This window comes from Rhodococcus sp. BE178 (assembly GCF_050433545.1).
Classification (GTDB): domain Bacteria; phylum Actinomycetota; class Actinomycetes; order Mycobacteriales; family Mycobacteriaceae; genus Prescottella.
On sequence record NZ_JBNPXA010000027.1, the window covers coordinates 17,114 to 32,360 of the forward strand.

The 15,247-nt window shown below is 68.1% G+C and carries 14 protein-coding genes; 7 read left to right on the forward strand and 7 right to left on the reverse strand.

The genetic code is table 11. The features are described from left to right. Window positions 1-25: 25 nt before the first annotated feature. From J2X34_RS27780 to J2X34_RS27795, 4 genes are all read left to right on the forward strand, one after another. On the forward strand, window positions 26-571 hold the full coding sequence (locus J2X34_RS27780; RefSeq protein ID WP_174909532.1) for a PadR family transcriptional regulator: 546 nt from the start codon (window positions 26-28) through the stop codon (window positions 569-571). 127 nt (window positions 572-698) lie between these two features. Continuing rightward, on the forward strand, window positions 699-2,708 hold the full coding sequence (locus tag J2X34_RS27785; RefSeq protein WP_114719483.1) for a maltotransferase domain-containing protein: 2,010 nt from the start codon (window positions 699-701) through the stop codon (window positions 2,706-2,708). Further along, the gene (gene glgB / locus J2X34_RS27790) at window positions 2,705-4,900 is read left to right on the forward strand and encodes a 1,4-alpha-glucan branching protein GlgB (RefSeq protein ID WP_429520304.1); all 2,196 of its coding nucleotides are present in this window, start codon (window positions 2,705-2,707) and stop codon (window positions 4,898-4,900) included. The genes J2X34_RS27785 and glgB overlap by 4 nt, the downstream gene beginning before the upstream one ends. Before the next feature lie 27 nt (window positions 4,901-4,927). Further along, window positions 4,928-6,388, forward strand: coding sequence for a metallopeptidase (locus tag J2X34_RS27795; protein WP_397484393.1), 1,461 nt, complete (start codon window positions 4,928-4,930; stop codon window positions 6,386-6,388). Between the two features lie 31 nt (window positions 6,389-6,419). Here J2X34_RS27795 and J2X34_RS27800 read toward each other — a convergent pair whose 3' ends face one another. The 3 genes from J2X34_RS27800 to J2X34_RS27810 form a co-directional block, all read right to left on the reverse strand. After that, window positions 6,420-7,331 (reverse strand): tetratricopeptide repeat protein, encoded by a 912-nt coding sequence (locus J2X34_RS27800; RefSeq protein WP_429520305.1) that lies wholly within the window; start codon window positions 7,329-7,331, stop codon window positions 6,420-6,422. Window positions 7,332-7,437: 106 nt separating this feature from the next. After that, entirely contained in the window at window positions 7,438-7,815 is a 378-nt protein-coding gene (locus tag J2X34_RS27805; RefSeq protein ID WP_181818704.1) for a DUF3817 domain-containing protein, read from the reverse strand. Between the two features lie 78 nt (window positions 7,816-7,893). After that, the gene (locus J2X34_RS27810; protein ID WP_114719475.1) at window positions 7,894-9,087 is read right to left on the reverse strand and encodes an acetyl-CoA C-acetyltransferase; all 1,194 of its coding nucleotides are present in this window, start codon (window positions 9,085-9,087) and stop codon (window positions 7,894-7,896) included. Window positions 9,088-9,178: 91 nt separating this feature from the next. Here J2X34_RS27810 and mce point away from each other — a divergent pair, with 91 nt between their 5' ends. Next, on the forward strand, window positions 9,179-9,658 hold the full coding sequence (gene mce / locus J2X34_RS27815; protein ID WP_114719473.1) for a methylmalonyl-CoA epimerase: 480 nt from the start codon (window positions 9,179-9,181) through the stop codon (window positions 9,656-9,658). A gap of 99 nt (window positions 9,659-9,757) precedes the next feature. Further along, entirely contained in the window at window positions 9,758-10,711 is a 954-nt protein-coding gene (locus tag J2X34_RS27820) for a hypothetical protein (RefSeq protein ID WP_114719471.1), read from the forward strand. A 5-nt stretch (window positions 10,712-10,716) separates the two neighbouring features. Here J2X34_RS27820 and J2X34_RS27825 read toward each other — a convergent pair whose 3' ends face one another. Both J2X34_RS27825 and nucS read right to left on the reverse strand, forming a co-directional pair. Beyond that, window positions 10,717-11,049: an ATP/GTP-binding protein gene (locus J2X34_RS27825; protein ID WP_429520306.1), complete on the reverse strand. Its 333-nt coding sequence runs from the start codon at window positions 11,047-11,049 to the stop codon at window positions 10,717-10,719. 41 nt (window positions 11,050-11,090) lie between these two features. Beyond that, window positions 11,091-11,780 (reverse strand): endonuclease NucS, encoded by a 690-nt coding sequence (nucS, locus tag J2X34_RS27830; protein ID WP_114719469.1) that lies wholly within the window; start codon window positions 11,778-11,780, stop codon window positions 11,091-11,093. A gap of 38 nt (window positions 11,781-11,818) precedes the next feature. Here nucS and J2X34_RS27835 point away from each other — a divergent pair, with 38 nt between their 5' ends. After that, window positions 11,819-13,390, forward strand: a complete 1,572-nt coding sequence (locus J2X34_RS27835) for an adenylate/guanylate cyclase domain-containing protein (protein WP_429520307.1) — start codon at window positions 11,819-11,821, stop codon at window positions 13,388-13,390. Between the two features lie 2 nt (window positions 13,391-13,392). Here the strand turns inward: J2X34_RS27835 and J2X34_RS27840 are convergent, their stop codons facing one another. Then, entirely contained in the window at window positions 13,393-14,622 is a 1,230-nt protein-coding gene (locus tag J2X34_RS27840; protein WP_429520308.1) for an MFS transporter, read from the reverse strand. A 62-nt stretch (window positions 14,623-14,684) separates the two neighbouring features. After that, a complete protein-coding gene (locus tag J2X34_RS27845) occupies window positions 14,685-14,996 on the reverse strand; it encodes an ArsR/SmtB family transcription factor (RefSeq protein ID WP_114719465.1) in 312 nt (103 codons plus the stop codon). Window positions 14,997-15,247: the final 251 nt, after the last annotated feature.

The following is a 15,247-nucleotide window of genomic DNA, read 5'->3' on the forward strand; positions in this document are numbered from 1 at the left end:
ACGAGTACTCGTGTACAAAGGACGAATGAATCCCACGCGGTTGTTCGTTCTGGGAGCACTGGCCAAACGCGGGCCGATGCACGGGCATCAACTGCGCCGGGACGCCCGCGTGGACCGCGCCGACCTGTGGTCGCAGGTGAAACCCGGGTCTCTCTACGGGGCACTGCACAGGCTCACAGAGGAAGGACTCATCCGCCCCCTCCGCACCGAGCAGGACGGGACGCTTCCTGCGAGAACGATCTACGAGATCACCGACGAAGGCGGCCGCGAGCTACGAGCGCTTCGGGACGAAGCACTCAGCGAGATACATCTCAAGCCCGACCCGGTCGATCTCGCCCTAGCCGTCAGCTCGGACGTCGACCGAGAGATCCTGCGCGGTTACATCAGCGACCGCGTCGCCGCACTGCGCGCACGTCAGTCCCAGTTGAGCCACCAACTCGACCGGCGATGGCCCGACCAGAGCAAAGCGGACGATCTGATCCTCGAACACGCACAGATGCGCGTTCAGGTCGAGATCGATTGGCACGAGCGAGTTCTCGTTCATATCGACAAGCTCGACCAGCACTCCTGACGCGCGCGCGGGCCGACGACACGTGATTCGTCCGCACGATCCCCGCGCGTCGCGATCCACTGAACTACGGTTGACCCATCACGATCGCCCCCACGGGGCAAACGCCTACCGACCGAACGGAGTCCGCGTGCCAGGTCGCCTCGCCATAGACGACGTGCTGCCCTCGATCGACAACGGTCGCTTCCCGGCCAAGGCCGTGGTCGGCGAGGTGTTTCCGGTGTCCGCCACGGTGTGGCGGGAGGGACACGACGCGGTGGCGGCGACGCTGGTCGTCGAGGGCCCCGGCGGACCGTCCGACACGGTGCGGATTCCGATGCACCCCGGGCCGCAGCTGGACTCGTTCCACGCGACGTTCACCCCGACCGCGGTCGGGACGTGGAGCTACCGCATCGAGGCGTGGGGTGACCCGATCACCACGTGGCGGCACGCGGTGGAGGCGAAGCTCGGCGTCGGTCAGGGGCCCGCGGATCTGGCCAACGACCTCGAGCTCGGCGCGCGCCTGTTCGAGCGGGCGGCCGGCGGCGCGGACCGGTTCGACCGCGACCGCCTGCTCGCGGTGGCGGCCTCGCTGCGGTCGGACCGGCAGCTGCCGGTCCGGGTCGCACCGGCGTTCGCGTCCGATGTCGCGGAGGCACTGCGCGCGCGGCCGCTGCGCGAACTGGTGACCGCATCGCGCCCGTACGACGTGGTGGTGGACCGCCGGCGCGCCCTGTTCGGGTCCTGGTACGAGTTCTTTCCCCGCTCCACCGGCGGGTGGGACGCGCACGGCGCCCCGCGACACGGCACGTTCGCGACCGCCGCGGCGGACCTGCCCCGCATCGCCGCGATGGGTTTCGACGTCGTCTACCTGCCGCCGATCCATCCGATCGGCGAGGTGAACCGCAAGGGCCCCAACAACTCCCTCACCGCCGGCCCCGACGACGTCGGCTCACCGTGGGCGATCGGGTCGGCGGACGGCGGTCACGACGCGATCCATTCCGACTTGGGCACCGAGGCCGACTTCGAGGCGTTCGTCGCCGACGCCGCGCGGCTCGGGCTGGAGGTGGCGCTCGATCTCGCGCTGCAGTGCGCCCCCGATCATCCGTGGGCGCAACAGCATCCCGAGTGGTTCACGCAGCTGCCCGACGGCACCATCGCGTTCGCCGAGAACCCGCCCAAGAAGTACCAGGACATCTACCCGATCGACTTCGATCACGATCCCGACGGCATCCATGCCGAGGTGCTGCGCGTCGTCCGGCACTGGGTCCGGCTGGGCGTCAAGATCTTCCGCGTCGACAATCCGCACACCAAGCCGCCGAGCCTGTGGGAGTGGCTGATCGACGAGGTGAAGAGGACCGACCCGGACGTGTTGTTCCTGTCCGAGGCGTTCACCCGGCCCGCACGCCTGTACGGGCTCGCCAAGCGTGGGTTCACGCAGTCGTACACGTACTTCACGTGGCGGGTGAACAAGTGGGAGCTCACCGAATTCGGTCACGAGATCGCCGCGAAGGCCGACGAGGCCCGGCCGAACCTGTTCGTCAATACCCCCGACATCCTGCACGAGAGCCTGCAGCACGGCGGCCCGGGCATGTTCGCGTTGCGGGCCGCGCTCGCGGCGACGCTCTCGCCCACGTGGGGCGTGTATTCCGGCTACGAGCTGTTCGAGCACGTCGCGATCCGCCCCGGCAGCGAGGAGTACCTGGACTCGGAGAAGTACCAGCTGCGCCCCCGCGACTACGCCGATGCCCGGGCCCGCGGTGAATCCCTCGAGCCGTGGATCACGACGCTGAACCGGATCCGGCGAGCACACCCGGCGCTGCAGCAGTTGCGGAACCTGCACTTCCACCACGTCGACAACGACGCGCTCGTCGCGTACTCCAAGTTCGATCCCGTCACCGGCGATGCCGTCCTGACCGTGGTGAACCTCAACCCGTTCGGCGCCGAGCAGGGTTTCGTGTCCCTCGACATGCCGGCCCTCGGCCGCGACTGGCACGACCACCTGTCCGTGCACGACAAGGTCAGCGGCGAACAGTACGAGTGGGGGCAGCACAACTTCGTCCGCCTCGAACCGTGGCGGGCGTCGGCGCATATCCTGGCGCTGCCGCCGATCCCCCTCGAGGCGCGCAGACGCCTCGCCGACCGGGAGCACAATCCGTGACCCCGCCCGTCGAGGTGTGTCCACCGGATCCGCGTGACCTGACTCTGCTCACGCAGGGCACCCACCACGATCCGCACGCGGTCCTGGGTGCGCACCCGCACCCCGACGGCACCGTGATCCGGGCGCTACGCCCGGGCGCCGAATCCGTCTCGGTGCGGATCGGCGGGCGCGATCACCCGCTGCAGCGGGTCGCCGACGACGTCTTCAGCGCGCTGGTCGCGGTCGACGACCTGGCGGACTACCGCCTGGTGGTGACCTACCCGGGCGCGTACACGGTGGTGACCGCCGACGGGTACCGGTTCCTCCCGACCCTCGGCGAACTGGATCTGCACCTGTTCGGGGAGGGCCGGCACGAGCGGCTCTGGGACATCCTCGGCGCGCATCCGCGCACGTACGACACCCCCGACGGCGTCGTGCACGGCACGTCGTTCGCGGTGTGGGCGCCCGGTGCCCGCGGCGTCGCGGTCACCGGCGACGTCGACCTGTGGGGCGGGCGGACCTTCCCGATGCGCGTGCTCGGTTCGACCGGGGTGTGGGAGGTGTTCGTCCCCGACGTCGGACCCGGTGAGATGTACAAGTTCCGGATCCACGGCCGCGACGGCAGCGTCCGCGACAAGGCCGACCCGATGGCGTTCGCGACGGAGGTTCCGCCGGCGACCGCGTCGATCGTCACCGCCTCGACGCACCGATGGTCCGACGGCGAGTGGATGGCGGCCCGCGCCGGCACGGAGCCGAGCCGGGAACCGATGAGCGTGTACGAGGTCCACCTCGGATCGTGGCGTCCCGGACTGAGCTACACCGAACTCGCCGACGAACTGAGCACGTACGTCATCGAGGCCGGGTTCACGCACGTCGAACTGCTGCCCGTGGCCGAGCACCCCTACGGCGGCTCGTGGGGCTACCAGGTGACGTCGTACTACGCGCCGACCGCCCGATTCGGGACGCCCGACGACTTCCGTGCGTTCGTCGACCGGCTGCACCGGGCCGGGATCGGCGTCATCGTCGACTGGGTGCCGGCGCATTTCCCCAAGGACGACTGGGCGCTGGCCCGGTTCGACGGTTCCCCGCTGTACGAGCACGCGGATCCGCAGCGCGGCGAGCAACTCGACTGGGGCACCTACGTGTTCGACTTCGGCCGCCGCGAGGTCCGGAACTTCCTGGTCGCCAACGCCCTGTTCTGGCTCGACGAGTTCCACGTCGACGGTCTGCGTGTCGATGCCGTGGCCTCGATGCTGTACCTCGACTACTCCAGGCCGTCCGGGCAGTGGACACCCAACGTCCACGGGGGTCGCGAGAATCTCGAGGCGGTGGCGTTTCTGCAGGAGATGAACGCGACCGTGCACAAGCATCACCGGGGTGTCGTGACCGTCGCCGAGGAGTCGACGTCGTGGCCGGGCGTCACGCGCAGCACCAACGTCGGCGGACTCGGGTTCACCATGAAATGGAACATGGGCTGGATGCACGACACCCTCGGGTACCTGCAGCGCGACCCCGTCCACCGAACCTTCCACCACCACGAGATCACGTTCTCGCTCATGTACGCGTGGAGCGAGAACTACCTGCTGCCGATCAGCCACGACGAGGTCGTCCACGGCAAGGGCACGCTGTGGTCGCGCATGCCGGGTGACGACTACGCGAAGGCCGCGGGCGTGCGTGCGCTGCTGGCGTACATGTGGGCGCACCCCGGCAAGCAGTTGCTGTTCATGGGGCAGGAGTTCGGGCAGCGGGCCGAGTGGTCCGAGGAGCACGGGCTCGACTGGCACGAACTCGAGGACCCGGAGACCGGCGACCTGCACCACGGCGTCCACGCCCTCGTCTGCGATCTCAATGCCGTCTACCGCGCCAATCCGCCGTTGTGGACGCTGGACACCTCCCCCGGCGGATATTCGTGGATCGACGCGAACGACACCGAGAACAACGTGCTGAGCTTCCTGCGGTACGGCAGCGACGGCTCGATCGTCGCCTGCCTGTACAACTTTTCGGGGTCGGCGCACGAGAAGTATCGTGTGGGCTTGCCCGAACCGGGCAATTGGTCTGAGATCCTCAATACCGACGCGCTGCAGTACCAGGGGTCGGGCTTGGGTAACTTCGGCGCGGTGACGGCCCTGGAGCGGCCGTGGCACGGTCGGCCGGCGTCGGCGGAGGTGACGCTACCGGCGAGTGCGGCCATCTGGATGCGGCTGGAAAGGTGAGGGACACGCGGTGACTGGGCGGGATCGGTGACACGCACTCGGCGACCGGCAGGTGCCGTCGCGACATCCCTCGTGCTGGTGGCGGTGGCGATGAGCGCGGCCGCCGGATGCTCGTCGACCATCGACGGGCGCGCGGTGTCCATCTACGACGATCCGTTCACGGTGGCCGGACTCCCCGCGCAGGGCGGTCCGAGTGGACCCCGTGAGGGTGCACCGGACACGTCCCGCACCGTGACCGACGGCGACGGCGGCGCGATCGACACTCTCGCCGCGAACGCGATCGCCGACATCGAGGACTACTGGACGGCGGAATACCCGACGATCTTCAAGGGCAGATTCCAGCCGGTCACCGATCTGTTGTCGTGGAACCCCGACGACACCGGCGGCCACCGATTCTGCGGGATGGCCACCGAGGACCTCGTCAACGCGGCGTACTGCGTCAAGCAGGACACGATCGGCTGGGACCGCTCCTACCTGCTGCCGGGCCTGGTCGACACGTTCGGGCCGATGTCGGTGGTGATGGTGCTGGCGCACGAGTACGGTCACGCGATCCAGCAGAAGGCCGGACTGGTGGGCGAGGACGATCCGGGCATCGTGTTCGAACAACAGGCGGACTGTTTCGCGGGCGCGTTCATCCGCCACGTCGCGGAGGGGCGCGCCGCGCGTTTCACCCTCAACACGTCCGACGGACTCAACTCGGTGCTCGCAGCGACCGTCTCGGTGCGCGACACCGACCCCAGCGATCCCGAATCGATTCACGGTTCGGCATTCGAACGCGTCACCGCGGCCCAGATCGGATTCACCGACGGGGCGGGCGCGTGCACCCGCATCGACGCCGACGAGATCACGTCGCGACGGGCCGACCTGCCGCAGCGGTTCGACGGACGCAACGACGACGGTGAGCTGCCGGTGACGGAGGAATCGCTGACGGCGATCTTCGACTCCTTCGGGAGGGTGTTCGCCCTCGCCGACCCGCCCACCCTCGATCTCACCGGGATCGACACCGACTGCCGGGACGCGAGTGCCACCGAACCGGTCTCGTACTGCCCCGCCACCAACACGATCGGCGTCGACGTCCCGGCCCTCGCCGAACGTGGGCGCCCGAGCACGGTGACCGGCGACGACGTCCTCAGCGCCGACGTCACCGGCGACTACGGCGCGTACGTCCTGCTCGCCTCCCGCTACACCCTCGCGGTGCAGAAGGCTGCGGGGCTGTCGCTGTCGGGCCCACAGGCAGCGTTGCGCGCGGCGTGCCTGTCGGGCGCGGTCACCGCGGCGCTCAGTCCGGATCAGGCGGCCCCCACCGACACGCGCACGGTGTGGCTGTCGCCCGGCGATCTCGACGAGGCCATCTCCGGCCTGTTGTCCGACGGCCTGGCCGCGAGCGACGTGGACGGCAACACCGTGCCCAGCGGGTTCTCCCGCGTGGACGCGTTCCGCACCGGTGTCCTCGGCGGACAGCAGACCTGCGACGGCCGCTACCGCTGAGGAACGCCGATGGACGCGGGTCCTGCGCCGGTCAGTACAGCGCTGACGCGAGCTTCCGACGGGCCGCGACCAGGACCGGCTCGGCCGGGTCGAACAACTCGAACAGCTCGAGCAGACGGGTCCGCACGGTCGTCCGGTCGTCGCCGGCCGTGCGACGGACGAGCGCGATGAGCCGGTCGAATGCGGCCTCGGGCCGCTGCGAGTACAGCTCGGCGTCGGCCGCGGCGAACTGGGCATCGATCGAGTCGGGCTGCGCGTCCGCGGCCGTGATCGCGTCGTCGGGCAGCTCCTGCACCCGACCGAGGAACCGGACCTGCCGCAGCGCGGCGAGTGCCTGCTCGTTCGCGGGCTCGGAGTTGAGAATCAGGTTGTAGGCGGCCTCGGCACCGGCGAAGTCGCCCTCATCCAGCGCGTTCTCGGCGGCCACGAAGCGGGGATCCTCGGGTTCGGGCTCCTGCTCGGCGCCGTCAGCGGACGGCGGGCCGGCCAGCTTGCCCTTGACGGCCTCCTGCAGGGCGGCGATCCACTGGCGCAACTGCGGTTCGGGCTGGGCACCGGCGAAGTCCGCGAGCGGCTGGCCACCGGCGATCGCGACCACCGTCGGGACGGACTGGACACCGAACGCCTGCGCGATGCCGGGGTTGGCATCGACATCGATCTTCGCGAGGACCCAGTTGCCGCCGCCCTCGTGTGCGAGCTGCTCGAGCACCGGGGACAGCTGCTTGCAGGGTTCGCACCAGGTGGCCCACAGGTCCACGATCACCAGGACCTGCATGGACCGTTCGAGCACCTCGGCCTGGAAGGTGGCCTCGGTGACGTCGATGACCGGTGCGAGACCGGTGGTGCTCACGGGGGCCGAGTCGCCTGCGGGCGGGCCCGCGGGCGCGCTCGGCGGCTGCTGCGCACGGTCCCTGAGACCGGACAGGTCGACGGCTCCGGACATGGCCGCAGCGGAACGAGGGGACGGACGAGAACCAGGTCGAGTCACGGATTCAGTTTGTCACGAGTGGCGGGCGGGCAGCCATTCCGGCCCGCCACCGGAGCGTCCGTCAGGCGAGAGCGGGCTCGGACTTCGCGGAACCCGTGGTCGACAGCTCGCCGAGGCGCCCGTTGCGCGCGGCCCACATCTCGAACCAGATGGTCATGAACGGCGGAAGGCTGGAGACCATCGCGAGCGCAAGCGTCTTGAAGTCCCACTTGACCGCGCGCGCGGTGAACAGCGCGACGATCACGTAGATCACGAAGATCGCACCGTGGATCGGTCCGAAGATCTTGACGCCGATCTCCGGGCCGCCATTGATCTCCGGGATGTGCTTGAACGCCATGCCGATCAACAGACCGGCCCAACTGAACGCTTCCAGGACGGCCACGCAACGGAAACGTTTGGGCCACGAGCTGAGATCGAAGAAGTTCGCCATGGCCGCCATTGTGCCCGACAAACTACGACACCCCGTAGTTGAGACTCGTCACAGTCTCGACCACGGGGTGCCGTCGAGGGGTATGAACTACTTCTTCGGGACCCGGACGATCAGCGCGTCGCCCTGTCCGCCACCGCCGCACAGCGCCGCCGCGCCGATGCCGCCGCCGCGTCGCTGCAGCTCGAGGACCAGGTGCAGCGCGATGCGGGCACCGGACATGCCGAGCGGGTGACCGATCGCGATCGCGCCACCGTTGACGTTCACCTTCGCGGCGTCGATCCCCAGCTCCCCGGTGGACGCGATACCCACGGCCGCGAACGCCTCGTTGATCTCGACCAGGTCCAGGTCCTTCGGGTCGATGCCCTCACGCTCGCACGCGCGGGCGATCGCGCGCGCCGGCTGCGACTGCAGGGTCGAATCGGGACCCGCGACGACGCCGTGCGCGCCGATCTCCGCGATCCACTCGAGACCCAGCTCCTCGGCCTTGGCCTTGCTCATCACGACCACGGCAGCCGCACCGTCGGAGATCTGCGACGCGGTGCCGGCGGTGATCGAACCGTCCTTGGCGAACGCCGGACGCAGCTTGGCCAGCGACTCGACGGTGGTGTCGGCGCGGATGCCCTCGTCCTCGGTCACGACGATCGGCTCACCGCGACGCTGCGGGATCGTCACCGGCACGACCTCGTCGGCGAACAGCCCGTCCTTCCACGCACGGGCAGCGTTCTGGTGCGAGGCGGCCGCGAACGCGTCCTGCGCCTCGCGGGTGATGCGCTGGTCCTCGTCCTGGTTGCGCTGCTCGGTGAGGTTGCCCATCGGCTGGTCGGTGAAGATGTCGTGCAGGCCGTCGTACGCCATGTGATCGCGCAGCGTCACATCGCCGTACTTGAAGCCCTCACGGCTCTTCTCGAGCATGTGCGGCGCGCGCGACATCGATTCCTGGCCGCCCGCGACGACGACGTCGAACTCGCCGGCACGGATCAACTGGTCGGCCAGCGCGATCGCGTCGACACCCGACAGGCACACCTTGTTGACGGTCAGAGCGGGAACACTCATCGGGATGCCCGCGGCCACGGCCGCCTGACGTGCCGGCATCTGCCCCGCGCCGGCGGTGAGGACCTGACCCATGATCACGTACTCGACCTGCTCGGGCGCCACCCCGGCCTTCTCCAGCGCACCCTTGATCGCTACACCGCCGAGGTCGGAGCCCGAAAGGTCCTTCAGGGATCCGAGCAGCCGTCCGACGGGGGTCCGGGCCCCGGCAACGATGACAGAAGTGGTCAAGATTCCTCCAGCGGTCGATCTTGGTCCGGGGCGGCGGTCTGAGCCGTGACCCGGCGCGAACAGTTCAAACGGTAGCGCTACCGTCTGATACATGACATCTTCCTCCCCCAGCACCGCCGCGAGCGGACTGACCTCCGAGCTCGTGACCGCGATCGACCACGTCGGTATCGCAGTGCCGGATCTCGACGCCGCCATCGCGTGGTACGGCAAGCACCTCGGCATGGTCAACCTGCACGAAGAGGTCAACGAGGAGCAGGGCGTCCGCGAGGCCATGCTTGGATACCCGGGCCAGGTTGCCGGCGCCACCGCGATCCAGCTCCTCGCTCCTCTGAACGAGAACTCCACGATCGCCAAGTTCATCGATCGCAGTGGCCCGGGCCTGCAGCAGCTGGCCTTCCGCGTCACCGATATCGACGCGATCAGCGCGCAGCTCCGCGCCGACGGCGTGCGTCTGCTGTACGACGCACCGCGCCGCGGCACCGCCGACTCGCGCATCAACTTCATCCACCCGAAGGACGGCGGCGGCGTGCTCATCGAGCTCGTCGAGCCGGCAGCCGACGGCGGACACTGACCCGGAGTCTTCCGATGCCGCCGCGGAGTGGGCAAGGTGTGACGACGCCGGTCCCACTCCGCGGGCGCCGAGGCCATCGTCGCCGGTAGATTGGCAGCCATGGCCTACGATCACGACCGCGGCATGCCGTTCACCATCGTCCGCAAGGGATACGACAAGGACGAGGTTCGGCGCTACTACGACCGTTTCGATTCCGAGCTCCGCCTCACCGCGACCGACCGCGACGCGGCCGCCGCGCAGGCTCGGGAACTGGCCATTCAGCTCGAGGACGCGCGGGACGAGATCGACGAACTGCGCCGCGACGTCGACCGGCTGTCGGTGCCGCCCACCACCGCGGAGGGCATGAGCGAACGCATCTCTCGCATGCTGCGCCTGGCCTCCGACGAGGCCTCCGAGGTGCGCGCGAAGGCGGAAGCCGATGCCGCGGAGATGGTTTCGGTCGCCGAGCAGGAGAGCGAGCGACTCCGTCAGCTCTACGAGACGAAAATGAGCGAACTCGAGGACCGGCGTGCGGCCCTCGAACGCGAACACGAACAGACCATGACGGCGGCCCGGGCCGAGGGCACCCGGATCGTCGAAGCGGCCGTGGCCGAGCGCGACCGTCTCACCGCCGAGGCCGAGGCGAAGCGCGCGCAGGTCCAGCAGGACTTCGAGATCACGATGGCCGAGCGCCGCGCCAAGGCACTCGCGGCCATCGAGGAACTCGAGACCAACAGCAAGGCCGAAGCCCACCGTCGTCTCACCGACGCCAGCCGGGAGGCGCAGCGACGCCTGCAGGTCGCCACCGAACAGTCCGAGCGCAAGATCGCGCACGCGAAGGAACTCGCCGAGGAACTGCGGGTGTTGCGCAGTCGAATCCTCGCTCAGCTGCTCGGTATTCGAGGCCAGCTCGATTCGGTACCGGCGATGCTCGCCTCGGTCAACCGCGAGTCCGAACTCCTCGACAACGCCGAGTCCTCGGCGGCGTCGGACGGTGAATCAGCCGATTCGGGTGACGGATCCGACGAATCCGATTCGCCGTCGGACGAGCAGCTGCCCGCGCGAACCAAGTAGCTCGGCTAGGACCAGCGACGCGTCAGTCCCCGTGTGCGACGGCCGGCCCAGCACCCCGTGTGCCAGTGCCGGCGGTCGTCCGCGCCACCGGAGTCGGACGGCCACGCCACGACGTGCGCGACACCGGGTCGCACCTCCTGATCGCAGCCCGGGCAGCGGTACGTCTTCGTGGCCCGCGCACCCGGAATCTGCCGGACCATGAAACGTTCGTCGTCGTAGCCGGACGGACCCGACTCCTCGCGGGCGACAGCGTTTCCGAACAGGCTGCCGTCACCGACATGCGCATCGGCCGACTCGCTGCGACGGTGGGGTTTACGGGGCTGATTGCGACGCGGCACCACACCAGTCTAGGGGCCGGTCGTCACGCTCCTGCGAGCGCTCAGAACAAGCGGAACTCGGTACTCTCGGTGCCCCGCAGCGCCTCGTAGTCGAGGACCAGGCAGCGAATACCGCGGTCCGTCGCGAGCGTCTTGGCCTGCGGCTTGATCTGCTGAGCCGCGAAGACACCGGTCACGGGGGCCAGCAGCGGATCCCGATTGAGCAGTTCGAGGTACCGGGTGAGCTGTTCGACGCCGTCGATCTCGCCGCGCCGCTTGATCTCGACGGCAACCGTGGCCCCGTCGGCGTTGCGGCACAGCAGGTCGACGGGACCGATCGCCGTCATGTACTCGCGGCGGATGAGCGTGAACCCCTCCCCCAGCGTTTCGACGTGTTCGGCCAGGAGCTCCTGCAGATGCGCCTCGACGCCGTCCTTCACGAGTCCGGGATCGATGCCGAGTTCGTGACTCGAGTCGTGCTCGATCTCCTCGATGGTGATCTGCAGTTCCTCGCCGGCCTTGTTCGTCACCACCCACAGCTGCTTGGGGGCACCGTCTTCGGTCTCGCCGTCGGTGGTCTCGGCAAGCCAGCACGGCGGGCTCATCCAGTTCAGCGGCTTGTACGCGCGATCGTCGGCGTGGATGCTGACCGAGCCGTCCGCCTTGATGAGGAGCAGCCGTCGGGCCATCGGCAGGTGGGACGTCAGGCGACCGACGTAATCGACACGGCAACGAGCAATGACAAGACGCACTCGGCCCACCCTAGTGGATCGAATACTCTCGAACGACCATGGACCCGCGCCGACCCGTCGACACGCCACTAGGCTCCCGTCTGCTCGGAACGCCCTCGGAGACACCGCGCATCCGACGGATCCGGGTCCAGACGCTCCTCACCACGTCCCTGCTCGGGGCCAACCTCGTCGGCGCCACCGTCGTCGCGGTGCTCGTGACCTTCGTCGTGCCCGGACCGGAGCTGCTCGAGCCGAAGTTCCGGTTCCTCAACTTCGTCTTCGTCCCGGTGTACCTGGCCGTCGCACTGATCGTCGGAACCATCATGGGGACCACGCGCGCACTGCACAGCCTGCAGTGGATCGTGCAAGACAGGCCACCCACCGAAGCGGACAGGCTGACGGCACTGACGATGCCGTGGCGGCTGACCAGGATGCAGATCGGCCAGTGGACGATCGCACTTCTCCTGCTGACCCCCGCGTATGCCCTCGTCGACCCGGAGACCGTTCCGAAGATCGCGTTCACCATCGCGTTCGGCGGCATCACCATCTGCGCCTTCAGCCACCTCTTCAGTGAGTTCGCGCTGCGACCGGCCTCGGCCCGCGCGCTCGAGACCGGCGGACGGCCGAATGTGCGACTCGGCGGCGTCGTCGGACGCACCCTGCTCGCCTGGATCCTCGGCACCGGGGTCCCGGTCGCCGGGCTGATGATCGTCGCGGCGTACAGCCTCACCAGCCGCGACACCACACTTCCCCAACTCGTCATCGCCGTTCTCGGGCTCGGTGCGATCACCCTCTTCTTCGGACTACTGCTGATCCTTCTCAACGCCCGCGCGACGGTCGCACCCATCCGCTCCGTCAAATCCGGCATGAGCCGGATCGAGGAAGGCAACCTCGATACCCGGGTCGTCGTGTACGACGGCACCGAACTCGGCGAACTCCAGTCCGGGTTCAATCGGATGGCCGACGGCCTGCGCGAGCGCGAGCGGATCCGGGACCTCTTCGGGCGGCATGTCGGCCAGGATGTCGCCGAGGCCGCACTCGTCGCGCCGCTCCGCCTCGGTGGTGAGGAACGCGACGTCGCGATCTTCTTCGTCGACCTGGTCGGCTCGACGGAACTCGCCGCCACGCGACCGCCCGGTGAGGTGGTCGACCTTCTCAACCGGTTCTTCGAGGTGGTGGTCGACGAGGTCGACCGCCACGGCGGGTTCGTCAACAAGTTCGAGGGCGATGCTGCACTCGCGATATTCGGTGCGCCGCGCGATCTTCCGGACGCCGCCGGTCACGCGCTGGCCGCGGCGCGAGCCATCCGACGCCGACTCCCGATCGAGGTTCCGGAGTGCCATGCCGCCATCGGCGTTGCGGCCGGCACCGCAGTCGCCGGAAACGTCGGGGCCCGTGAACGGTTCGAGTACACCGTGATCGGGGATCCGGTGAACGAGGCCGCGCGGCTGTCGGAGCTGGCGAAGACCATCCCGGGAGCCTTGATCGCCTCCGACCGCGCGGTCGCCACCGCCGATCCGTGGGAGTCGCGGTTGTGGATGCTCGGCGACGCGGTGACGCTCCGCGGCCGGGTGGTCCCCACCCGTTTGGCCATGCCCGTCGACGCTCCGGCAGTGGAATCGATCGGCTGACGTCACGCGCGGGCGGCCACGGTCTTCTCGGGCTGAGCGAGGAGACTGTCAACGGAAGGCCGGCCGACCGTGAGGCGCGCGACGATCGCGATGAGCGCGAGGACGGCAAACACAAACCCTGCCCAGGGAACCTGGTGGATCCCGAACTGCGACACGAACCAGCCACCCACGGCGGTACCCACCGCGATGCCGAGGTTCGAGAACGAGATGAAGAGACTGTTGCCGAACTCGGGCGCCGCTGATGCGTCGACGCCCAGCCAACTCTGACTCACGATGAGGCCGCCGGAATGCACTGTGCCCCAGACGATCACCACCGCCACCATGGGGACCAGGTACGGCCCTGCGGCGTAGACGAGCAGGTACAGGCCGGCACAGAGAATCGGGAAGCCGAGGACCGTGCGGACCAGGTTCTTCTGCAGGAGACCGCCGAAGAGGAAGTTCCCGATCGTCATCACCACGCCGAACATCATCAGCATGACACCGGTCCAGGCACCGTCCATATCCGTGACCTGGATCAGGTATTCGGCGAAGTAGCTGTAGACGGAGAACATCGCGGCGAAGACGAACACGATGGAGGCGATCGTCAACCAGAGTCGTGGTCGGCGCATGATGCGGACCTGCGCACCGTAGGAGATCCGCTGCCCGACAGGCTCGGCCGGCAGCAGAGCGAGGATGCCAACGAAGGCGACGAGGTTGACTACGCCGCCGAACGAGAACGCCGCCGCCACGGAGATGTGCTCGGAAAGGTACGCGGTCAGCGGAACGCCGAATGCGAAACCGATTGTGACGCCGGCGAACACCTTCGTCGCCGCGCGCGTGGCCTGTTCGGCGGGCACAAGACGGGCTGCAGTCGCCAGGGCCACCGAGAAGAAGACCGGGTGGAACAGGGCGGGGATGACACGGAATGCGAACATCACCTCGAAGCTACTGGTCGCCGCGTACACGAAGTTCGACAGCGCGAAGACTGCGATCGCCGCGAGCAGTACGGTCTTCCTGTTGATTGCGGATGCCAGCAGCGTCACGAACGGCCCGAATGCCGCGACCACAAGGGCGAATATCCCGACCAACCAGCCGGCCGTCGCGGGCGCGATGGCAAACTTCTCGGAGATCTGGGGCAGCACCCCGATGATCCCCATTTCCGTCGTGATGATCCCGAACACGCCCACGGCGAGCACGAGAATCATGTGGTTCGACTTCTTCATCGGTTCCTTCCACGCGAGGTGCAAGACCACGCGAGAATCCTTTTACATCGATAGATCTAGATATCTAGATAGATTGCGGCGCGCGAATGCCCTCACAACGAGTTGCGCACATAGTCCGAGAACTCCTCGATCACCCCCTCGTTCCTGCGGTAGTACGTCCACTTACCGACGCGATCCGACTCCAGCAGGCCGGCGTCTTTCATGATCTGGAGATAGCTCGAGACGACCGACTGCGCCAGGCCCGCCTTCGACTGGATGTCCCCGACACACACGCCGATGTGGAATCCGAGATCCTGCTGAACGTACGACTGCTCATCGAAGTAGCGCGCCGGCTCCTTCAGCCACTGCATGATCTGCAATCGCGTCGGGTTGGATAGCGCCTTGAAAATCGCCAACGGCTCCACCTCGCGTCCGCCTCTCCACTCACAGCCCGCCCATACGCGAACATATCTATTTTTATAGATGCATCATCGGAAGTCAACTGGGCTCCAATCCGTCTGGTCACCCGGATCCCGCTCTCGCCGTCTACCGGGCGGGAGGGGTTTTCGGGTGCAGACATGCGGAAATGCCGAAGGCCCCCACCCTGATGGGTGGGGGCCTTCGGTGAAAGGGTGTTCGGCGGTGTCCTACTCTCCCACACCCTGTCGGGTGCAGT